The organism is Herbaspirillum sp. SJZ107, from assembly GCF_006715485.1.
In the GTDB taxonomy this organism is placed as follows: domain Bacteria; phylum Pseudomonadota; class Gammaproteobacteria; order Burkholderiales; family Burkholderiaceae_D; genus Telluria.
Window position 1 is genome coordinate 302,884 of the sequence record NZ_VFNH01000001.1, and the last position, 21,452, is coordinate 324,335.

Here is a 21,452-nt window from a genome sequence, read left to right on the forward strand (position 1 = left end):
TCCAACTGGACAGTAAGCCAGGCAGTGCTTGTTGACGTGAATTGCCTGTACTCAATGTAATTGAGGCATAAGCGGCGGTAGTTGCGTTTAGTCAAAAGCCGGATTGCGTTGCCGGGGCGCTACAAAATGTGGGGAAAAGGCGTAACGCGCCGAGGCGCGTCGAAAACGATGCGCCCTGCGTGGCGTGCGTCACAATTCAGATAACGGCGGAACCCGTTTCGTGCTCGCTCAGGAGCAGGGGCTGCGTGTCGGGCAGGCCGAGGACGGGCGCCGAGACCATGATGGTGGTGCCGCCGTCGTTTTCGCTGAAAACGGCGCAGGTGCCGCCAAGGATGAGGATGCGTTCTTCGATGCCGACCAGGCCAAACGAACCGTGCTTGTTGCGTCCGCCCGGCGGCATGCCACAGCCGTTGTCGCGGACGATCAGGGTCAGCCATCCGCCGTTCAGGCGTAGTTGGATGACGACCTTGCTGGCATTGGCATGGCGTACGATATTCGTGAGCGATTCCTGCAGAATGCGAAAGAATGCCGTGGCGCAGTAGTCGGGCATGGCGATTTCGCCATGGTCGTCGTCGATCTGGCACTTGATGCCGGTGCGGCGCTGGAACTGGGCGGCCTGCCACTCCACCGCGGCAGACAGGCCGAGGTCCAGTACGGTCGGACGCAGGTCGTTGATGATCTGGCGTACGCTCTTGATGGTAACGTCGATCTGCTGCAGCGTGGTGGTGGCCCGCTTGTGCAGGTGGCTGTGGGTCCTGGAGCGCGTGGCCAGCATCTCGGCTTCGATGCGCAGGGCCAGCAGATTCTGGCCGAGGTCGTCGTGGATCTCGCGGGCGATCCGCTTGCGTTCGTGTTCCTTCACCTGGTAGGCGTGGTCGGCCAGGCGACGCAGCTTCTGGTGCGACAACTGCAGCTTGCTCTGGCTCTCGCGCAGCTCGCTGGTCATTTCGCGGGCCAGTGCCAGGGCAGCGCGGCGTGAGGACATCAGGATGAACAGCAAGGCGTACAGCAGCATCGAGCCGATGAAACCGAAGGACATCATCATCTTCGGATAGGAGTCGTCGAATTCGGTGTACAGCGCAGCCTTGTTGACGCTGTAGATGATCGTCCATGGACGGCCATTGAAATCCAGCGGCAGCGAGACGCTGAAACGCTCGCGGCCGGTGTCGAGCGGTGGGCTGGGCTGGGCCGGCGTACCGCGACTGTCGAACAGCGTGAGCCGAGTGCCCGAGGTGTCCTTGCCGTTGGCATCCATGCGCCTGCCGGTGTCATAGAGGGTCATGCGCACATTGTCCACCGGAATCTCGTCGAGTACGCCCTTGAGCAGCTTGGGGACGCTGATGGCGATCCCGACCGAGCCGCGGTAGGCGGCACGTCGGCGGGCAACGGTGTCGACCGGCGCCTCTATGTGATAAACGGGCATGCGCATGCCCAGGTAGATGTTGTTCGGTTTCGACAGCAGGGGAATCGCCGTGCCGGCCGAGAACACCGTCCCGCTGTCGCGTTCCTCGGTCAGTTGGGAATAAAAGTAGGGAATGGCCTTCAGGTCCAGGCCGTAAAAGCGGGGGTGGCCCGGATCCGGTTCGATATTCCTGACGATCAGGTAGCTGGGGCGGATACCTGGTGGCGTAATGACGGGTTCGGCTTTCGGACCGAGCAGCTCCTCGACTTCCTTGCGCAGCCCACGCATGAAGTCTTCGCGATCCGCTTCCTCCACGTACGCCGCGTAATTGATGTACTCGACCGCGGGAAAGCTGTGCGGCAGTTGCAGTCCCTGTACGTAGGCGTGGAACTGGCGGTGGGTGAGCGTGTCCGTGCTCTGTATCTGGCTGGCAGCGCCGCGCAACAGGTCCGTGTACGACTTGACACGCACGCCGATGACGTTCTGGGCATAGCGGACATGATTCACGAAGCGTTCGCGGGCATCGCTTTCGATCGAGCGCTGGGTGAAGATGTACAGGCTGGTACCGATCAGCGACGACATCAGTGCGCCAGTCCAGAACGAAAGGCGGGTGACCGAAAATGCTTCTCGCAACAGGGATGCCATCGCGCGCTCCTGGTATTTATGCGTTGCAACTTACGCAAATCGCTTGGAGAGCGGACCTAGCAGGGTGGAGAGTTGTGGCGGAGAGGGGAATGGAATTGGAGGTTTATTTCGTCAGCCTGGCACCGTCCTTCCCGGCAATGCCGGGAAGGACGGGTGACAATGCCGGAAGTCTCGGGCTTGCTTGCTTCCTTACTTGCCCCAGCTATCCTTCAGCGTGGTCACGCGGTTGAACACCGGCTTGCCCGGCTGCGAGTCGACGCGGTCGGCCACGAAATAGCCGTGGCGCTCGAACTGGAAGCGCTGGTCGGGCACGGCATCCTTCAGGCCCGGTTCCAGGTAGGCGGTGACGGTTTCCAGCGCGTTCGGGTTCAGCACGCTCATGAAGTCCTTGCCGCCGCCGTCCGGCTGCGGATCGAGGAACAGGCGGTCGTACAGGCGCACTTCGGCTTCCAGGGCGTGCGAAGCGCTGACCCAGGTGATGTTGCCCTTGACCTTGTAGTTGTCGGCGCCCGGGGTGCCCGATTTCGAATCCTCGAAATAGTTCACGTGGACCGCGATCACGTTGCCGTTCTCGTCCTTGTCGGAGCCGGTGCACTCGGCTACGAAACCGTACTTCAGGCGCACGCGGGCGCCCGGCTTGTCGGCGGTCGGCGGGGTGAAGCGGTGGTAGCCCTTGCTTGGGACTTCCATGAAGTCTTCCTGCTCGATCCACAGTTCCTTCGTGAACGGGAAGGAGCGCTGGCCCATCTCGGGGTGGTGCGGGTGGACCGGCGCGTTGCACTCGACCGTCTGGCCTTCCGGGAAATTGTCGACGATCAGCTTCAGCGGACGCAGCACGGCGATCGCGCGCGGTGCCTTCGGATCCAGGTCGTCGCGCAGCGCGCCTTCCAGCGTGCTCATGTCGATCCAGCTGTCGACCTTGGTGACGCCGATGCGTTCGCAGAACAGCTGGATGGCTTCCGGGGTGTAGCCGCGGCGGCGCAGGCCGACGATGGTCGGCATGCGCGGGTCGTCCCAGCCGTTCACGACGCCGCTGTCCACCAGCTGGCGCAGCTTGCGCTTGGAGGTGACGACATACGTCAGGTTCAGGCGCGAGAATTCATACTGGCGCGGCACCGGACGCGGGAAGAAACCGCCGTCGGCCAGGGTGTCGACCAGCCAGTCGTAGAACGGGCGGTGGTCAGTGAATTCCAGCGTGCACAGCGAGTGCGTGATGTTCTCGATCGCATCCGAAATCGGGTGCGTGTAGTCGTACATCGGGTAGATGCACCAGTCGTCGCCGGTGCGGTGGTGGTGCGCATGGCGGATGCGGTACAGGGCCGGGTCGCGGTTGGTCATGATCGGCGAGGCCATCGCGTCGTCGCTCATCTTGGCGCGCAGGATGTGTTCGCCGTCCTTGTACTTGCCGGCTTTCATGTCGCGGAACAGCTGCAGCGATTCCTCGGCCGGGCGGTCGCGGAACGGCGAGTTGGTGCCCGGCGTACCGAAGTTGCCGCGGTTCTTCGCCATGTCTTCGGCGCTCTGGCTGTCGACGTAAGCCTTGCCGTTCTGGATCAGGTACTCGGCCATCGCGTACAGCTGGTCGAAGTAGTCGCTGGCGTAGTGCAGGTACTCCTGGCCGCCTTGCTCCCAGGTGAAGCCGAGCCACTTGACGCTGTCCATGATGGTGTCGACGTATTCCTGGTCTTCCTTTTCTGGATTGGTGTCGTCGAAGCGCAGGTGGCAGCGGCCCTGGTAGTCGCGCGCCAGGCCGAAGTTCAGGCAGATCGATTTGGCGTGGCCCACGTGCAGGTAGCCGTTCGGCTCCGGCGGGAAGCGGGTGATCACCGACGGCATCCCGGGACGGTCATGGGTGCCGGCGGCGATGTCGGATTCGACGATGGAGCGCACAAAATTGGGCGACGGCGCCGGCGCCGGGGAATTCTTGTCGTTGCTCATGAAAAGGTGTTTTGGATAGGTAATATTCCGGGCATTTTACCGTAGAAGGGTAGCCACTGGCCGCCTTATGTGGTTAAGCGCACGGTTCGCCCAAATCGTGCGCCTGATACTGGGAAGAATCGGGATCCATGGCCAGCCTGTCAAGCCGGCGCTTTCTATAGGATAATCCCGGTTTAACGTTTTTATCTGGGCACTGCCGGAGAGTTTCAAGTGGAAAATTTATACGCGATTCTCGGCGTCGCGCCGAACGCCACCGACGACGAGATCAAGAAGGTATACCGCTCGCTGGCGATGCGCTACCACCCGGACCGCAACCAGGCGCCGGGCGCGGAAGCGCGCTTCAAGGCCGTGACGAAGGCCTACGAAATCCTGTCCGACCGCGCCAAGCGCGACGAATACGACCAGAGCGTCAACCACCGCATCGTGCTCGACGCCGAAGGAGAAGCGTTCGAACTCTGGCGTTCCCTGTTCGCGCTGAATGGCGTGACCCTGCATTAACCAAGATTGCGAATCCAAACATGAAAAAAGTACATCCGGAATTTGCTTTCCAGTCGCGCGAACTGGAAGGCCAGATCGAAGGCACCCTGGGCGATCCGCCCAACCGCAAGAACTACGACATGATGGTCCAGGCGCTGGTGTCCGAGTATGCCGACGGCAATGGCCTGGACGACGTCAACATGATGGCCTTCGCGCTGGTCGACCGCATCCGCTTCACCGACCCCAAGGGCCTGGTGCGCGAAGCCATGGACTATGAAGGCAGCGGCGATCCGGCGCGCGTGTTCGCGATGGCCAATTGCGACGCCGACGAGGGCGAGGGCAAGGCCATGTACGAAGCCATCTGCGCGAACCACCCCGAGCTGGCGCGCCAGGCCATCGTCACCGCCTTCCTGTACAAGAACCAGGCACGCTGGGAAGACGACGACCAGTCGCTCGACCAGCTGGCCCGCGACGACGAAGGCGACGACGACGAGCTCGACGAAACCGCGGTCGGCGACGACTTCACCCAGCTCTTCGACCAGGATGGAGGCGATCGCGAATGAGCGACGACAACAAAGCCAACCTGCCGGCCCTGACCCAGCAGGTCACCGACCTGGTGCTGTCGGGATCGCTCCAGCACGCCGAGGAAGCGTTCTCGCAGGCGGCCGACGAGCACGGCGACTACGCCGTGGCCGAGGTGCTGTCGACGTTGCCGCCGCAGGTCACCGCGCTGCACCTGGCCGGCTTCGACGGCGCCAAGACCTCGCTGGCGACCATGCTGGTGCCGCCCAAGGCCTGGGCCGAGAGCCTGGCCTTCCTGGCGGCCACCTGGCCTGACGACATGATCGAGGACGACCCCGAGCGTCTCGCCGAGGGCCTGTTCAACCACATCCACGGCGTGGTGTATGCCACCGACGACGAGGACCGCCGCAACGAGCTGCTGGAAGCCGCATCGAGCACCGACCACGGCGCCACCGCGTTCGCGATCCTGTGGTCGCTGGCGCCGCGCGAGATCCTGGAAGTGGCGGGCGAGATCAACGTGCGCGGCCCGCACAGCAACATCCACACCACCTCCGACAGCGACATCGTGCCGCTGGCGATCGACCTGGCCCGCGCCAGCGAGGACGGCTGGCAGCGTTCGCTGCTCGAGCTGTTCCCGGAATACCGCAACACCCAGGACCTGGCCGATGTCGAGCTGCCGGACGATCCGGACGAGGAATCGGAATTCCAGCAGCGCGGCACCCGCGAACTGCTGTACCGCCTGCGCAAGCAGGTGCCGTCGGTACGCACCCAGCCGCGCCGCAGCCCGCGCCGCAGCATGGGCACGGACATCTTCTCGTGAGCGGAGCAGACACCTTTATGTTGCCTGCGATCGTCATCGAAAGACTGCCGCGCCTGATCCGCGCCATCAAGCTGCTCCCGAGCCGCGCCGGTAACGAAGAGGCCGCGGCCCTGGCCGACGAGCTGTCCGGCATTACGGCGATGGTGGCGGAAAAGTTCACCAACGACCGCACCGCAGAAGGCATCCAGCGCGCCCAGCTCCTGACCATCGGCGGCGTCTCGCTCGGCCTGGAGCATCTGCTCGAGGACGAGGAAGACGAAGCCGTGGGTGACCAGGCCGGACTCGGCCTGCTGCTCTCGGAAGGCGCCGAAGTCGTGTTCCAGCAGGGTTTCCGGCTGGTGCGCGAACTGTCGGCCCTGCCCGAGGACACCCTGGTCGGCGAGTACGACAAGGACCCGGTGTATTCGCAGCGGCGCCTGAAGGAACTGTTCGTCGACCTGTGCACGGCCGATCCGGGCGAGACCTGGTCCGGCTACGAGCGCTACCTCGGCCAGCTGCAGCAGCGCAAAAGCGTGCAGGCGATCGTGCGCGCCGCCGAATGGCTGCGCCGCCATCACTGGGAAGGCGCGGTCAAGGATCCGGACCTGAATGCCGAAGGCGTGATCGCGCTGGCGGTGATCTTCGGCATCGAGGGCGGCGGCCGCATCGTCGCGCGCACCGGCCAGAAGGAGTTCGAGCGCTTCGTGCAATCGGTCCGCACCGGCAAGCACGACTACGAGGCCGGCTGGGCCAGGATGCTGGAAAACATCCCGGCGCCGCACCAGCGCATCATCGCCGAGCGCATCGACAGCTACCGCAACAGCCTGCTGCTCAAGCACATCGGCGACAACACGCCGCTGAAGCAGCTGTTCGTCGAGCTGGAGAACTACGCCGGTTCGGAACTCGACGCCGAGTATCCGTAACCCTTTGATCCAAATCAATGTCGTAAAAGCTATTCCTTTTAAGGTTGTCGAGTCCGATTGACAGGCCGATAAACAGCGAGGAGGAATCAGCATGCGCAAAATGGCATTGGTGTTGCAAGGCGGCGGCGCCCTCGGCGCCTACGAATACGGGGTCGTGACCAAGCTGGTCGACATGGGCTGGGAACCGGTGGCGGTGACCGGCGTGTCGATCGGCGCGGTGAATGCGGCGGCGATCGCCGGCGCCAGGAAGGGCGACATCAAGGCCAGCCTGGACGCGATCTGGGGCGCCATCACGCTCGACACCGTGCCGTTCTGGCCGGAAAACATGCAGGGCAGTCTCTCGCTGTTCGGCAATCCGAATTTCTGGCGCTCGCGTACCGATTACTTGCAGATGCCGAGCTGGATCAACCTGTGCGACACCACGCCGATGTATGCGACGCTGGCGAAATATCTCGATTTCGACCAGATCAACAATCCTGGCCACATGCGCATCGCGGTCACCGCCACCAGCCTGCAGACCGGCGGGCCGACTACCTTCTCGAACCACCTGGAGCACAGCGCCCACCGCCATTCGCACAGCTTGCGCGCGGTGCAGCAGACCCTGACCCCGGCCCACATCATGGCCAGCGGCGCCTTGCCGCCCGGCTTCGCGCCAGTGAAGATCGACGATTGCGCCTACTGGGACGGCGGCCTGTTCAGCAACACGCCGCTCGACGCGCTGCTCAACCTGCTGCACCCTGACGAAATCGACAGCCTGCCGATCTTCACGATCGACCTGTTCGCCACCCGCAACCTGCCGCTGCCGCAAAACCTGCTCGACGTGCAGACGCGCACGCTGGCGCTGCAATACGAAAACCGCTTCTGGGCCGAGTACGGGGGCGAGGCGGGGCCGGTCGGCTTCGCGGACATGCTCAAGCAGCTCGAGCGCGAGTTGCCGACAGACAGCGGCCTGCGCCAGGACCCTGCGACGCACCCGGACAACAAGGCAGCCTCGGCCTGGCACTGGCTGCAGCGGCTGCGGGCGCTGGCCAATGTGGTCGTGATCGAAGGCGCGCCGGCCGCTGCGGGCGGTGACCACGACTTCTCGGCCTATGCGGTCAAGGCCGCCTACGAGGCCGGGCGCGCCGCGGCCGGGCGCTTCGCGCCGTCGGAAGTGCAGCAGCCGAAGCTGCGCGCCGTGGCCTGAGGCTTCAGGCCTGGCGCCTGTATGGACATGGGGGTCCTGATTGTCAGCTATGATCTGGCTGTAAAGAATCAGGATCCTCCATGTCTTCCACTCGCATCGCCGCCGGCAGCGCGGCGTTCAAACGCATCAACCGCGCCATGGTCTTCGGCGGGTTTTCCACGTTTGCCCTGCTGTATTGCGTGCAGCCGCTGATGCCGCTGCTGGCCCATGATTTCGCCCTCAGCGCGGCCCAGAGCAGCCTGGTGCTGTCGCTCGCCACCGGCGCGCTGGCGGTGTCGCTGCTGGCCTCGAGCGTGCTGTCCGAGCGCTACGGCAGGAAGCCGCTGATGGCGGCCTCGATGTTCGCCGGCGGCATCCTGACCCTCATGGCGGCGTTTACCCACAGCTACGGCCAGCTGCTGGTCCTGCGCGGGCTGCTCGGCCTGCTGCTGGGCGGGATGCCGGCGCTGGCCATGGCTTACCTGAGCGAAGAGATCGACGGGCCGTCGCTCGGCCACTCGATGGGCCTGTACATCGGCGGCAGCGCCTTCGGCGGCATGGCGGGGCGGGTGCTGTCTTCCTTCATCAGCGATTTCTGGGACTGGCGCATCGCGATCGGCACCATGGGCGTGGCCGGGCTGTACGCGGCCTGGGAATTCAACCGCAGCCTGCCGGCCTCGACCAATTGGAAGCCGGGGCAGGGCGGCTGGCGCGCGCTGGTCGGCGGCACCCGCAAGCACCTGGGCGACCAGGGTTTGCCCTGGCTGTTCACGCTGTCCTTCCTGCTGATGGGGACCTTCGTCAGCATGTACAACTACATCGGCTACCGCCTGCTGGGAGCGGACTTCGGCCTGCGCCAGAGTGCGGTCGGGGCATTGTCCGTGCTCTACCTGCTGGGTATCTTCAGTTCGGTCTGGGCCGGCAAGCTGGCCGACCGCCTGGGCCGGCGCAACGTGCTGTGGATGGTGATGCTGGCGATGCTGGCCGGCCTGCTGCTGACGCTGTCGAATGCGCTGGCCGCGATCGTGGCCGGCATGGGTCTGTTCACCTTCGGCTTCTTTGCCTCGCACTCGGTGGCCAGCAGCTGGGTCGGGCGGCGCGCGCGGCCGCCACAGGCGCTGGCTTCGGCCCTGTACCTGTTCTTCTATTACCTGGGATCGAGCGTGGTCGGCTGGCTGGCCGGCGTGGTCTGGGGCCATGCCGGCTGGGGCGGGGTGGTGGCGCTGCTGGGCGCCGTGCTGGCCGGCGCCGTGGCCGTGGCCCTGCGCCTGCGCGGGCTGGCGCCGTTGCCGGCGCCGGCACCGACTACTTGAGCTTCTTCGCCGCTTCCAGGTACTTGGCCGCGTTCGGTACCGCGCTCCAGGCCGGCGCCTTGCCGCTGTTGGCGATGTCCAGCAGGCCGAGCGCTACCATGCGGTCGATGCGCGCCATGTTCTCGTAGTCGATCTTGTCCCAGTCGTCGTCCTTGCCGTGGTAGTCCGGGAACTCGTAGGCGACCGACAGCGTGTGCGCGGGAACGCCGGCGTCGGCCAGTGACTGGTTGTCGCTCTGGGCAAAATAACGGTCGCTGTTCACCGGGTGCTTGACCAGCTTGACGCCCACCTTTTTGCCGGCGCGCTGCAGCGTGGCCGAGATGCTGGTGTAGTCGAAACCGGTCAGGTTGGCGGCATTCACGCGCGCGCCTTCGCTGTCGTCGGTACGGCCGATCTGTTCCAGGTTGATGTCGGCCACCGTGTCCTTGATCGGGAACACCGGGTGCTTGCCGTAATAGCGCGAACCGACCAGGCCCAGCTCTTCGCCGAAGAAGGTCATGAACACGATGCTGCGCCTGGGCCGCGTCTTCTGCGCCGCCAGGCTGGAAGCGATCTCGATGACCGACACGGTGCCGCTGCCGTCGTCGTTGGCGCCGTTGTAGATGTCGCCGTTGCGGATGCCGAGGTGGTCGTAGTGCGAGGTCAGCATCACGTAGGTGTCCTTCAGCTTCGGATCCGAACCGCGCAGCACGCCGACCACGTTGCGCAGCTTGACCGCGCGCTCGACCGGGCCGGGCACGTTCAGCGTCACCGTGGCGTTTCCTGCGCTGAGGGCTGCCGCGGCCGGGGCATCGTACAGTACCACGCTGCGCATGGCGTCGCGCGGACGCGGCGGGCCTTCTTCCACCAGCCAGCCGTTGGCGGCGCTGCCCTGGGTGCGGCTGCCGTCGACCAGCACCAGCAGCGCCGGCTTGCCGGTGAACTTGCGCAGGTCTTCATAGGCCGCGCGGCGGTCGGCCGGCATGCTCAAGACCAGCAGCTTGCCGTCGGCGCGCGCCGCATCCTTCATCGCCTCAAGCCAGGGCATGGTCACCACCGCAGCATCCTTGAGGCTGACCGCTTCGCGCACGCGCAGGTCGACCGCGCTGGCCGGCACGCTCAAGGTCTTGCCGCCGGCCTGCACGGTGAAGGCGAACTGGCTCATGTCGCGCTCGGCGTACTTCCAGTCCGAGACCTGGAAATAGCCGTCGTTGCCGGCCGGTTCCAGGCCGGCGCGGCGGAACTGGGCCGCGATGTACTCGGCCGCCAGGTCCTGGCCGCGCGAGGGCGTGGCGCGGCCTTCGAGCAGGTCGGAGGCGAGGAAGGACAGGTGGCCGCGCAGCGACTGGGCGCTGATGCGCGCGCTCACCGGGTCGGCGGACTGGGCGCCGGCGCCGTTGGAGGCCAGCAAGACGATGGACACTGCGGCGGCAGCGGGAAGGGAAGCGGCGCGAAAACGCATGCGTGACTTTCGTGATCGAAAAAGAAAGGCACTATTGCATGACGGGTATTCCTGGTCAATATGCAGCCTGCAAGGTGCTGATTTTGCTGTCAATTTCGGCAAATTTCGGTCAATTTACTGCAGAGTTAGCGCATCTGGGCGGCCGGAACGTGCGCCACCATCCCGCTGACCGGACTACCATATGCCCTCGCTAACTCGCACCGCACCGATGCGAATGAGTCCAACCCAACGCAAGGAGAACGTCATGTTGCAAGCAAACGAAATCCAGCAGCGATTCACTCATATTCAGCAAACCATCGGCGAAGCCGAACAGGCCTGCCAATCGTCGCAAGACGCGCCGAACGAAATCCGCGACTGCATCAAGAAGCTGTCGCAGGAAGCCCAGCAGGCCAAGAGCGTGATGCAGTCGAACGACCAGCAGCGCGTGATCGAATGCGTCGACCGCCTGGAAGACATGGGCGACGAAGCCAAGCGTATCAGCCGCAGCCTGCCGCAGATGCCGGCCCACCTGGAAGCCGCCGTCAGCCGCGTCCACGCGGAACTGTCGGACCTGAAGCACAAGCTGCACTGATCGACGCCAGCGGGCCCGCCTGCCGGTGGGCCTAATGTCCTGTGGTGAAGGACGTCCTGTAGGGATACATCATCTGGCACGGCTGCCCGCCACACACGGCCGGCTTGTACTTCAGCTTGCCGGCCGCTACCGAAATCGCCTTCCTCGCGTCGGCGTTCTCCAGGCCGATCGCCGTCACGCTGACCGGTTTGCCATCCGTCCCCACCAGCACGTACACTGAAATGACGCCCTGCACCTGCTGGCGCGTCACGCTGATGATGCGCTGTGTCGTCCGCATAAATTCCTCCGGGCCCTCGAGCGGATAAGGCGGTTCGTCGCCCGGCGCCAGCGCCGGGAACCAGCTCTTGACGGTAGCCTGTTGGTCGGCCGACAGCTTGTCGTAGGGCAGGCTGGGCGGCACCGAAATGTTGGTCACGATGTCATCCCGGAACTGGGTATGCAGGGCGTCTGTCTTGAGCGTGTAGCTGGCCTTGGCGATTGGCTCCGCCGGCTGCCCCGGCACCACGCCGTCGGTCACGGCCAGTTCACGTCCCGGGGGACCGGCGAACACCATCTTCCCTTTGCCGCTCGGCTCGTCCTTCTTCCAGCCACCCTCGTAGCGTCCGCCGACGATGTAGTGGAGCACGCCGGTGCCCTCACGTTTGCCGTCCTTCCACTCGCCCTGGTAGCGGTCGCCGTTCGGGTACTTCGCCTCGCCGGTGCCGTTGCGCTCGCCCATGCGCATGCCGCCTTCGTAAGTGGGACCGCCGGCCAGGCGCAGGTAGCCGAAGCCATCCGGCAGGCCATTCCGGAAGGTGCCGATGTAGACGCCGCCATCCGGAAAGTCCAGCTTGGCGTCGCCCGCCACCTGGCCGGCCGCCATCGTGGCTTCCAGCCTGTATGCCTTGCCGATCTCGTCGCGCCAGGCCAGCACGCCGTCGCCGTCGGCGAAGCCGGCCTTGCAGTTGCCCTTCCAGGTGGCGGCCCCCATCGGCGCAGGCTGGACCGGGGCGAAGCGGCAATCGACGGCACCGGCGAGAAGCGGCGCCTCCTGGGCCAGGGCGGGGTGGCAGGCAGCGCTGCCGGCTACAAGGGCGAGCAACAGCTTGGACAGCTTCATCGGCACTCCTCGGATGGGTGGATTTACAGGACGCCCTGCGCGCGCAGGGCAGCGATCTCTTCGCGACTCTTGCCGAGCAACCCGGCCAGCACCTCGTCGGTATGCTGTCCGAGCACGGGCGGAGCGGCGTCGCCCGTAGCCGGCGTGCCCGAGAGCTTCATCGGGCTGCGCACCAGCTTCACGCTGCCGGCCAGCGGGTGGTCCAGTTCGATGGCCATGGCGCGCGCCTGTACCTGCGGGTCGGCGAACACCTCGTCCAGGTTGTTGATCGGCCCGCAAGGCACGCCGGCCGCTTCCAGCAGGGCGATCCATTCGGCGCGCGTCCTGGTCGCCACCATGGCGTCGAGCAGCGGCACCAGCAGGTCGCGGTGCTTCACGCGCAGCGGATTGGTGGCGAAGCGCTCGTCCCGCGCCAGCTCGGGATGGCCGCCGGCCTCGACGAACTTGCGGTACTGGCCGTCGTTGCCGGCGGTGACGATGATGTGGCCGTCGCTGCAGGCAAAGGTCTGGTAGGGCACGATGTTGGCGTGGGCATTGCCCCAGCGTTGCGGACGCTGGCCGCTGTTCAGGTAATTGCTGCCGACGTTGGCCAGCATCGCGACCTGGGTGTCGAGCAGCGCCATGTCGATGTGCTGGCCTTCGCCGGTACGGTCGCGGTGGGTCAGCGCGGCCAGCACGGCGACGGTCGCGTACATACCGGTCATGATGTCGGTGAGGGCCACGCCGGCCTTTTGCGGTCCGCCGCCCGGCAGCCCGTCGCGCTCGCCGGTGATCGACATCAGTCCGCCCATGCCCTGGACCAGGAAGTCGTAGCCGGCACGGTGGGCATAGGGGCCGTCCTGGCCGAAACCGGTGATCGAGCAGTAGACCAGGTCCGGCTTGATCGCTCTCAAGCTGGCGTAATCGAGGCCGTAGCGCACCAGGTGCCCGACCTTGAAGTTTTCCAGCACCACGTCGCAGTGCAGCACCAGTTCGCGCAGCAGCGCCTGGCCGGCCGCGCTGGCGATATCGACGGTCACCGAGCGCTTGCCGCGATTCGCCGACAGATAATAGGCGGCTTCGGAGGTCGGCTTGCCGCCGGCGTCGGGCGCGTAGGGCGGGCCCCAGGCGCGGGTGTCGTCGCCGGTGCCGGGACGCTCGATCTTGATCACGTCGGCGCCGAGGTCGGCCAGGTTCTGCGCGCACCAAGGGCCGGCCAGCACGCGCGACAGGTCGAGCACGCGGATGTGGCCGAGCGCCTTGGGCGCGGCATTGTTCATGGATGGCATGCGGTCCCCGTTATCATTCGGTTATTGTCGAGAGATTATAGCCGGGCCGCCGGGCCGCCGGGCCGCCGGGGCCGCCGGGCCGCCGGGGCCTGCCGCCGCGGGCGCTAGGCGCCTTGCCGGCGGGAGCCCGGCTTGTGCGGCGTCGCCTGCAGCAACGCCGCTTCGAAGGCATCGCGCTCGTCGTCGACGATGCGGTCGACCATGCCCTCGTCGAGCCCCATCGCTTCCAGCACGAAGGCGGACAGCTGCAGGCTGGCTTCGAGCGTCTCCGGCACCACCACGCTGGCGCCGGCCTGCTTCAGGATGCGCGCATGGCGCTCGTCGCGCGAGCGCACGAACAGGCGCGCCTGCGGGAATTCGCGGCGGATCCCGCGCACCGCCTGCAGCGCCGAATTCGGATGGTCCATGGTCAGCACGATCGCCGGCGCTTCGTCCGCATGCACGCGCCGCAGCAGCTCGGGCCGGGCCGCATTGCCGAACCAGACCGGCACGCCGTCGGCATGCAGCTGCGAGACCAGCCGCGCATCGTTTTCGAAGGCGACATACGGGATGCCCTGGGCCGCCAGCAGCTTGGCCAGCTGCTGGCCGACGCGGCCGAAGCCGGCGATGATCACGCGCCCGCGCACCGAATTTTCCAACTGCGCCAGTTCGGCGTCGTCGGCCTGCGCCTGGCGGGCACGCGTGCGCGCCTCCCAGGCGTCGCCGATGCCGCGTCCCAGTTTCGCCAGCAGCGGCGTGACGAACAGCGACAGGCCCACCGCCAGCATCACGCGTGCGCCCAGCGCGCCGTCCAGCAGTCTGGCGCCGATCGCGTAGCCGATCACGATGAAGGCGAATTCGCCGCCCTGGCCGAGCAGCAGGCCGCCTTCCAGCGCGCGGCCCCAGGACAAACCGCCCAGGCGCAGCAGCGGCGCGATCACGCAGGTCTTCAGTAGCACCAGCAGCGCCACCGCGGCGCCCAGCCACAGCGGCGCCTGCACGATCTGCAGCGCATCCATGCCCATCCCGACCGTCATGAAGAACAGGCCCATGAGCAGGCCCTTGAACGGCTCGACCATCAGCTCGACCTCGTGCTTGAATTCGGTCTCGGCCAGCAGCAGGCCGGCGATCAGCGCGCCCAGCGCCATCGACAGGCCGGCCAGGAACGACAGCCCGGCGATGCCGAAGGTGGACAGCAGGATCAGCGCCATGAACACGTCCGGCTGGCGGTGGCGCGCAAAGGCGCGGAACAGCGGGTGCACGACGCGCCCGCCGATCAGGTAGATCACGGCGATGGCGAGCGCCGCCTTGGCCATCGCACCCAGCGCCACCCATAACACGCCATTGCCCGAGCCCGCAGTGCTCCTGTTATCGAGGGCACCGATCAGGATCAGGATCGGCACCACCGCCAGGTCCTGCAGCATCAGCAGCGCGAACGCGGCCTGGCCCAGCGGCGTGCCGGTGGCCTGGCGTTCGGACAGCAGCTGCATCACCACCGCGGTCGAGGACAGCGACAGCACCAGGCCCAGCACCAGCGCCGCATCGGCGTTCTGCCCGAGCAGCAGCCACACCGCGCCGCCGAGCAGGGCGCTGCACAGCACCACCTGGGCGCTGCCGATGCCGAACACCCAGCGCCGCATCGCCCACAGGCGCGCCGCCGACAGCTCGAGCCCGATCATGAACATCAGGAACAGCACGCCCAGCTCGGCCAGCATGGCGACGTTGTCGTTGTTGGGGAAGGTGAGCCAGCCCAGCCAGCCGACCTCGGCCGCCATGCGCCCCAGGCCGAAGGGACCGAACAGGGCGCCGGCAGCGAGGAAGCCGAGGACCTGGTTGATGCGCAGGCGCTGGAGCAGCGGGATCAGGATGCCGGCGAGGGCGAGGAACAGGAGGATTTCCCGCAGAAAGGGAAGGGCGTGTTGCTCTTGCACGGAGAAGCCTTGAAGAAGCGAAGTGGAAGGATGACCCAGGCCGGCGGCGGCAGCATGCCGAAGGCCTAACGTGTCGACATTATTTACAGTGCATACATGGCAATTTTCTGGAAACACTGCTATGTGTTTGTTATCTAACAAAAATTATATTTTGGCATGTTTTTTGCTCTACTTGAACAATTCCATTTTTGGCAATTTTCCGCCGGAACAAAGTCAGTTCCGAACCATAAAATTACTTACCAAAGAATGACAACCGCTTTTGATGCCTCCATCGCCAAACGCATTTCCATGCTACGCACTATCCTCATCATGCTGGTCGTGCTGCTCCACATCGGGACACCGGCACTCGGTCAGCTCGACTATGGGAACACCTATGAGCTCATCCGGTTTTTCTTCCAGGATGAGCTGGGACGGCTTTCCGTTCCGACCCTGACGGCGATTTCCGGCTACCTGCTTTTTTCAAGCAAGCTCGATCTGGCGCCGGCCAAGCTTTACAAAAAGAAACTCAGGACGATCCTGGTTCCTTTCTTCTTCTTTAACATCGTCTATTACGCTGTCCAGTATGCGATCGAATACTGCACGGGCTGGGCACCGCTCTATTTACTGGTCGGCAAGCCCGGCCTGGACAGCTTCAACTATATTTTCAGTTACAGCGGGTTCCCGCTCAACTTCGCGCTGCACTTTTTGCGTGACCTGTTCATCCTGGTATTGATGGCGCCGCTTTTCGGTTACGCCATACGGCGCCGGCCCTGGCTGGGCCTGATGCTGCTCGCGCTTGTATTCATGAGCGATGCGGACGGCCACCTGGTCAACCGCAACACCATGGCCGTGCTGTTTTATATCGGCGGCATGGCGGCGGCCGGCAACTGGAACCTGAAACGCTTCGATCGCCTGGCGATTCCTGCGCTGGGAATGCTGGTCGCCGTGTGCATCGCAACGATCTACTACCGTATCGAAGACTATGTCTACATTTATCTCACTGCGCCGATTGCAGTGTGGCCGGCGTCCTCTCTTTTGCTGAATACGCAGCCGGGCCGCTGGGCCGAGAAGTACAGCAAATACAGTTTCTTCCTGTTCCTCACCCATGTACCGCTCATCCACGTGGTCGACATGTTCTGTGCGCACAATGGGCTCGATGCGGGCGCATACACGATCCCGACCTTCCTGTTCCTGGTCGCTTTCGTGCCGTTTGCCTACCATGCGGCGCTGTACGTCATGCCGGGCACCTTCAGTTTCCTGATCGGTGGCCGTGTCAAGGCAGCCAAGCCCGCGAGTGCGCAAGAAACCGCAGGCGGGATGCTGGCGCGGGCATAAAAAAACCCGGACCAGGTCCGGGTTTTTTAACGAATGCGGGCAGGGCGCCGTTCAGTGGTGATTGGCCTGGAAGGCTTCCGGGGGCGTCTCTTCCATCTGGCGCTGGTCGCCGGCCTGCGGCTGGCGGGTTTCCATCGTGCGGATCAGTTCTTCCATTTCCGGGTCGTGCTGGTTGCGCAGCTCGAGGTAGCGTGCCAGTGCGTTGTCCAGCGCCGGCAGCAGGATGCCGCGCTCGCTGCCCAGGGCCGCGTAGGCCGGGCGCGCCGCCACGTAGCCGCAGCCGGCGGCCGGTTTCGCTTCCAGGCGGCCGGCGTCGATCCCCGCTTTGTCGGCGGCCAGCCTGGCCAGTTCGGCCCAGCTCACCGCGCCGCCGTTGGCCAGGTGCCAGATGCCGGCTTCGCCGTCGATCGCGAGGTCGAGGCAGGCATGCACCAGGTCCGGCACGTAGGTGGCCGAGACCACCAGGTCGCTCGTGGCGGTGAATGCGTCGCCGCGTTCCAGCGCCTGCAGCGCCTGCGTGACGAAGTTGTGCTTGTCCCACGGGCCGAAGAAGGCGCTGGTGCGCACCACCAGTGCGCCCGGGTGGGCGTCCAGCACGCGCCGTTCGGCTTTGGCCTTGCTGCGGCCGTAGACGCCCAGCGGCGCGGTCGGGCTGCTCTCGACGTAGGGCGTGTCCTGCGCGCCGTCGAACACCAGGTCGCTCGAGAAGGTGGTCAGGTGGATGTTGCGTCCGGCGCAGGCGGCGGCCAGGATCGCCGGCCCCTCGGCGTTCTCGCGCATGCAGCGCTCGACGTCGTTCTCGGCGTCGTCCACGCGCACGTAGCCGGCGGTGTTGATGACTGCCCAGGGCTTGTGCAGGTCGAGTGCGCGCGCCACCGAATCGGCGTCGCCGATGTCCATGTCATGGCGCGACAGCAGGCGGTAGGCGATGTTGCGCTTGCGGCAGATATGCGCGAAGGCGCGGCCCAGGGTGCCGCTGGCACCCGTGATGAGCAGCGGCGCGGCGTCGGTGCCGACCAGCGTGTGGCCGTCGGCAGTGATCGAGCCGACCGCATCGGGCGTTGCCACCGGCTGGCACAGCCAGCGGCCCGGACGGCGCCACCAGCCCTGGCCGCGCAGCACCGGATGCGACAGCTGGGCACCCGACGACAGTTCGCGCATCATGCGCGCCACCGCGGTCGGGCGCGGCGGCGTCGAACGCACGTCGAAGGCGCCTGATTCGTAGTAGCCGCGGTTCTCCGTCACCAGGCTGTTCCAGTCGAAGGCGCCGAGTAGCGACCACACGGTGACGGCGCGCAGGTCGACGCCGTTGCCACGCACTTCCTTCGCCGCTTCCCAGATTTCCAGCAGCCAGCGCAACTGGTCTTCGCGGTTGGCGTCGATGTGGGCCTCGGTGATCGCCAGCGGGATGCCATAGCGTTCCCATGCTTCGACCAGCAGCGGGGCAATGCCGGCGCTCGGCGTGGCCAGGACGCGCACGGCTTCGACGTCGGCGCTGGCGATCCCGCCCAGGATGCCGTGCGTATGCGGGGGAAAGCGTTCCGGACGGTGATCCAGCCAGCGCTCGCTGGTGACGTAGTAATTGACGCCGATGATGTCGGGAGGGCAGGGATTGTCGCGGAACCACAGGATCTCGGACTGGTCGATGCCGGTGCCGACGAGGTAGTCCCACAGCGCATGCTCGGGGCCGACCATGCCGCACAGCAGGTCCCAGCCGAGCCAGCGGCGCTCGTTGTAGAACTCGGCGGTCTGCGCCAGCTCGGGCGTGCTGTAGGTCTTGCCCAGGTCGTCGGTCTGCACCAGCTTGGCGTCCGGGTTGACGGCGCGGATCGCGCGCATGCACAGCACGGTGGCGCGGCACTGGTTCAGCAGCGCCTGGATGAAGGTGCGGTCGTCGCGCCCGTGCGGGTACCAGACGCCGTACAGGCCGGCAAAGCGGGCGGTGGTGCAGATTTCGTTGACCGGGGTGTAGTACTCGAGCCAGGGATAGCGCGCCGCCACGGCGCCGGCATACGCGGCCAGCTGTTCGGCAAATGCAGGGTCGACCAGGCTCGTATGGCGCGGGCCGCTGCCGTGGTGGATCAGGCCGGCGATCGGCGTGACGCCCTCGGCACGCAGTCCTGCCAGGCGCTCGTCCGGCCAGGTCCAGTCGGCCTTGTCGATGCCCTCGGGGGCGGTGCGCTCCCACAGCACCGGATAGCGGATCGCGCGGATGCCGGTGGCGGCGAAGCGGGCGATGTCGTCCGCCCGGTCGTCATGGCCATTGCGGCCGAGCTGCTGGTGGTAGGTGTCCTGGACGCGGTTGACCGTGCATTCGAGGCCGCCCCAGAGTTCCAGGGGGCGGTTGTGGCTGTTCGTGCTCTTCGTAGAATTCATAAATCACCAAAAGTATTAATTTTGTTGCAACAAAAAATCCGGAACCGCCCCGATCGGACAATATATCGGCGCGGGCGGGAGAGTGCTTCGTGCGGTGGCGGTTGACAGCGCTGCGTCAACCTGCAACCATGCGGTCCATGAATTTTTCGTATCCACATCCTGTTCTCCGTACCTGGTGGCGCCCTTGAGCGCGCGCGGCCAGAGAGAGATGTGATTTCGTTCAAACGCCGCCTCGATCAGGTGGCGTTCTATTTTGACGCGGCAGGATCGAGGCAAGGACATCGAAAAACCTACTGCGCGTTGCACTGTCGGTCTGCGATGCTCGCTGTACATCCGTACAGCTGCGCTTCTCAACCAACATTGCCGCCGCTCGCTACGGTTTTTCGAGGTCCTTTTTAACCAAGGAACCTCGATGAGTCTGCAAACCGCCAATCCTTCCACGTCCGTCATCCTGACCGGCGATCGTCCCACGGGCCCGCTGCACCTCGGCCACTTCGTGGGCAGCCTGCGCAATCGCGTCACGTATCAGGATCAATACCGCCAATTCATCATGCTCGCGGACGCCCAGGCGCTCACGGACAATATGGATGACATAGGTAAGGTACACCGGAACGTGGTCGAGGTGGCGCTCGATTACCTTGCCGTAGGGATCGATCCGGCCAAGTCGACCATCCTGATCCAGTCGCAGATCCCGGAACTGGCGGAGTTGACCTTTTATTACCTGAACCTGGTCACCGTGGCGCGCCTGGAGCGCAATCCGACGGTCAAGCAGGAAATCATCCTGCGCGGCTTCGAGCGCGACATCCCGGCCGGCTTCCTGACCTACCCGGCCAGCCAGGCCGCCGACATCACCGCCTTCAAGGCCGCCATCGTGCCGGTCGGCGAGGACCAGATCCCGATGATCGAGCAGGCCAACGAGATCGTGCGCAAGTTCAACCGCACCTATGGCCAGGACAAGGACATCCTGGTCGAGTGCAAGGCGATCGTGCCGGAAGTCGGCCGCCTGCCGGGCATCGACGGCAAGGCCAAGATGAGCAAATCGCTCGGCAACACCATCAACCTCGGCGCCTCCGCCGACGAGATCCGCGCCGCCGTGAAAATGGTCTACACCGACCCGCTGCACCTGAAGGTGTCCGACCCCGGCCACATCGAGGGCAACGTTGCCTTCCTGTACCTGGACGCCTTCGATCCGGACAAGGAAGGCCTGGCCGAGATGAAGGCGCACTACCAGCGCGGCGGCCTCGGCGACTCGGTGGTCAAGAAGCGCCTGGAAGGCATCCTGCAAGAGCTGATCGCCCCGATCCGCGAGCGCCGCGAGGAGCTGGCCAAGGACAAGGGCCAGGTACTGCAGATCCTGAAGGAGGGCACGTTCAAGGCGCGCGAAGTCGCGGCGCAGACCATGGACGAAGTGCGCAAGGCGCTGGGCCTGTCCTACTTCTGAGCCGGGACCGCGGGGTGTTCGGCGGGCGCATCAAGTGCATTGCTCCATGAAGTGTTGATTGCACACCACGACTGCTACCAGAAATTAATATTTCTGAGGAGTAATAGTGTAAGATCAATCTTCGTGTTGATTACTTGAGTCCGCCCGCCATGCGCTCCCTGCCGATTTTCCTTGCTCTCACGCTTGCGCTCGCAGGCTGCGCTTCCACCGCGCGGACGCCCGAATCCCAGCTGACCGGTCTCATCGAACTGCCGGTCGGGACGTCCCAGGCGATTCGCCTGCCGGCAGCGCTGCATTACACCGTCCCGGCTACCGGACGCACCGGCAACGGCAGCCAGTTCCATCTGCTTGCCGGCACCTATCGTCCGTACAAATATAACCAGTCGGGCACATTTTACCTGGGCGAGCAGCCGGCCATCGTCGAACGCAAGCCCGCGGCCGCGGGCGTCGCCGGCACGGTCCTGCGTATCGGCGGCATCTGGATCCCGTCCGATCCGGCGCTGGCGCCGAAGCTGTTCATCGTGCCGGACTACTACAAGCGGCTGGCCGACGGCGCGCCCGTTCCCGACAGGATGCGCGTCGCGGATCTGGCCGAATTCCGCCACCAGCCGGTCGTCAACAGCCAACCCGGTCTCATCTATATTCCCGCAACCATTCCGGGCACCTTGAAGGTCATCTCGCCGCTCCATGCCGGGCTCGCCGCCGCCGCGGTCACGGGTGTGCTGGTGCTGTTGAACGAACCCGGGGCGTCGCACGAACTCGCTTTCGCTGCCGGCGAGATCGCCGATCCGGAGTCGGTCAGGCAGGTCCGTACCGCCTTTCCGCTGGCCTGGAGATAAACGGCCGGC

The 21,452-nt window shown here is 65.3% G+C and carries 17 protein-coding genes; 10 read left to right on the forward strand and 7 right to left on the reverse strand.

Going from position 1 to position 21,452, the window contains the following annotated elements; genetic code table 11:
- Window positions 1-196: 196 nt before the first annotated feature.
- Together FBX97_RS01390 and FBX97_RS01395 are read right to left on the reverse strand one after the other, a co-directional pair.
- A complete protein-coding gene (locus tag FBX97_RS01390) occupies window positions 197-2,047 on the reverse strand; it encodes a CHASE domain-containing protein (RefSeq protein ID WP_141828471.1) in 1,851 nt (616 codons plus the stop codon).
- A 189-nt stretch (window positions 2,048-2,236) separates the two neighbouring features.
- Complete coding sequence (locus FBX97_RS01395) at window positions 2,237-3,985, reverse strand: glutamine--tRNA ligase/YqeY domain fusion protein (protein ID WP_141828472.1); 1,749 nt, start codon at window positions 3,983-3,985, stop codon at window positions 2,237-2,239.
- Between the two features lie 210 nt (window positions 3,986-4,195).
- Here FBX97_RS01395 and FBX97_RS01400 point away from each other — a divergent pair, with 210 nt between their 5' ends.
- From FBX97_RS01400 to FBX97_RS01425, 6 genes are all read left to right on the forward strand, one after another.
- On the forward strand, window positions 4,196-4,483 hold the full coding sequence (locus FBX97_RS01400) for a DnaJ domain-containing protein (protein ID WP_141828473.1): 288 nt from the start codon (window positions 4,196-4,198) through the stop codon (window positions 4,481-4,483).
- 20 nt (window positions 4,484-4,503) lie between these two features.
- Window positions 4,504-5,025, forward strand: coding sequence for a hypothetical protein (locus tag FBX97_RS01405; protein ID WP_141828474.1), 522 nt, complete (start codon window positions 4,504-4,506; stop codon window positions 5,023-5,025).
- Window positions 5,022-5,804 (forward strand): hypothetical protein, encoded by a 783-nt coding sequence (locus FBX97_RS01410; protein WP_141828475.1) that lies wholly within the window; start codon window positions 5,022-5,024, stop codon window positions 5,802-5,804. Before FBX97_RS01405 ends, FBX97_RS01410 begins: the two co-directional genes overlap by 4 nt.
- A 17-nt stretch (window positions 5,805-5,821) precedes the next feature.
- Window positions 5,822-6,706, forward strand: a complete 885-nt coding sequence (locus FBX97_RS01415; protein ID WP_141828476.1) for a hypothetical protein — start codon at window positions 5,822-5,824, stop codon at window positions 6,704-6,706.
- A gap of 91 nt (window positions 6,707-6,797) precedes the next feature.
- Window positions 6,798-7,892, forward strand: a complete 1,095-nt coding sequence (locus tag FBX97_RS01420) for a patatin-like phospholipase family protein (protein ID WP_141828477.1) — start codon at window positions 6,798-6,800, stop codon at window positions 7,890-7,892.
- Between the two features lie 80 nt (window positions 7,893-7,972).
- Window positions 7,973-9,184: an MFS transporter gene (locus FBX97_RS01425; protein ID WP_141828478.1), complete on the forward strand. Its 1,212-nt coding sequence runs from the start codon at window positions 7,973-7,975 to the stop codon at window positions 9,182-9,184.
- Here the strand turns inward: FBX97_RS01425 and FBX97_RS01430 are convergent.
- Window positions 9,177-10,625 carry a M28 family peptidase gene (locus FBX97_RS01430; protein ID WP_141828479.1) on the reverse strand — a complete coding sequence of 483 codons (1,449 nt, stop codon included), beginning with the start codon at window positions 10,623-10,625 and terminating at the stop codon, window positions 9,177-9,179. The two genes, FBX97_RS01425 and FBX97_RS01430, sit on opposite strands and share 8 nt — an antisense overlap.
- Before the next feature lie 244 nt (window positions 10,626-10,869).
- On the opposite strand from FBX97_RS01430, the gene FBX97_RS01435 reads away from it, so the two are divergent.
- Window positions 10,870-11,196 (forward strand): hypothetical protein, encoded by a 327-nt coding sequence (locus tag FBX97_RS01435; protein WP_141828480.1) that lies wholly within the window; start codon window positions 10,870-10,872, stop codon window positions 11,194-11,196.
- A 31-nt stretch (window positions 11,197-11,227) separates the two neighbouring features.
- Here the strand turns inward: FBX97_RS01435 and FBX97_RS01440 are convergent, their stop codons facing one another.
- The 3 genes from FBX97_RS01440 to FBX97_RS01450 all read right to left on the reverse strand — a co-directional run bounded on the left by FBX97_RS01440 (window position 11,228) and on the right by FBX97_RS01450 (window position 15,473).
- Window positions 11,228-12,295 carry a hypothetical protein gene (locus tag FBX97_RS01440; protein WP_141828481.1) on the reverse strand — a complete coding sequence of 356 codons (1,068 nt, stop codon included), beginning with the start codon at window positions 12,293-12,295 and terminating at the stop codon, window positions 11,228-11,230.
- Window positions 12,296-12,318: 23 nt separating this feature from the next.
- Window positions 12,319-13,554, reverse strand: coding sequence for a CaiB/BaiF CoA-transferase family protein (locus FBX97_RS01445; RefSeq protein ID WP_255517385.1), 1,236 nt, complete (start codon window positions 13,552-13,554; stop codon window positions 12,319-12,321).
- A gap of 113 nt (window positions 13,555-13,667) precedes the next feature.
- The gene (locus FBX97_RS01450; RefSeq protein WP_141828483.1) at window positions 13,668-15,473 is read right to left on the reverse strand and encodes a cation:proton antiporter; all 1,806 of its coding nucleotides are present in this window, start codon (window positions 15,471-15,473) and stop codon (window positions 13,668-13,670) included.
- Between the two features lie 246 nt (window positions 15,474-15,719).
- Here FBX97_RS01450 and FBX97_RS01455 point away from each other — a divergent pair, with 246 nt between their 5' ends.
- Window positions 15,720-16,787 (forward strand): acyltransferase, encoded by a 1,068-nt coding sequence (locus tag FBX97_RS01455; RefSeq protein ID WP_185748437.1) that lies wholly within the window; start codon window positions 15,720-15,722, stop codon window positions 16,785-16,787.
- 51 nt (window positions 16,788-16,838) lie between these two features.
- Here FBX97_RS01455 and FBX97_RS01460 read toward each other — a convergent pair whose 3' ends face one another.
- Window positions 16,839-19,163, reverse strand: a complete 2,325-nt coding sequence (locus tag FBX97_RS01460; RefSeq protein ID WP_141828485.1) for a family 1 glycosylhydrolase — start codon at window positions 19,161-19,163, stop codon at window positions 16,839-16,841.
- 412 nt (window positions 19,164-19,575) lie between these two features.
- Between FBX97_RS01460 and trpS the strand changes: the two genes are divergently transcribed.
- The gene (trpS, locus tag FBX97_RS01465; RefSeq protein ID WP_141828486.1) at window positions 19,576-20,604 is read left to right on the forward strand and encodes a tryptophan--tRNA ligase; all 1,029 of its coding nucleotides are present in this window, start codon (window positions 19,576-19,578) and stop codon (window positions 20,602-20,604) included.
- 149 nt (window positions 20,605-20,753) lie between these two features.
- The gene (locus FBX97_RS01470; RefSeq protein ID WP_141828487.1) at window positions 20,754-21,443 is read left to right on the forward strand and encodes a hypothetical protein; all 690 of its coding nucleotides are present in this window, start codon (window positions 20,754-20,756) and stop codon (window positions 21,441-21,443) included.
- Window positions 21,444-21,452: the final 9 nt, after the last annotated feature.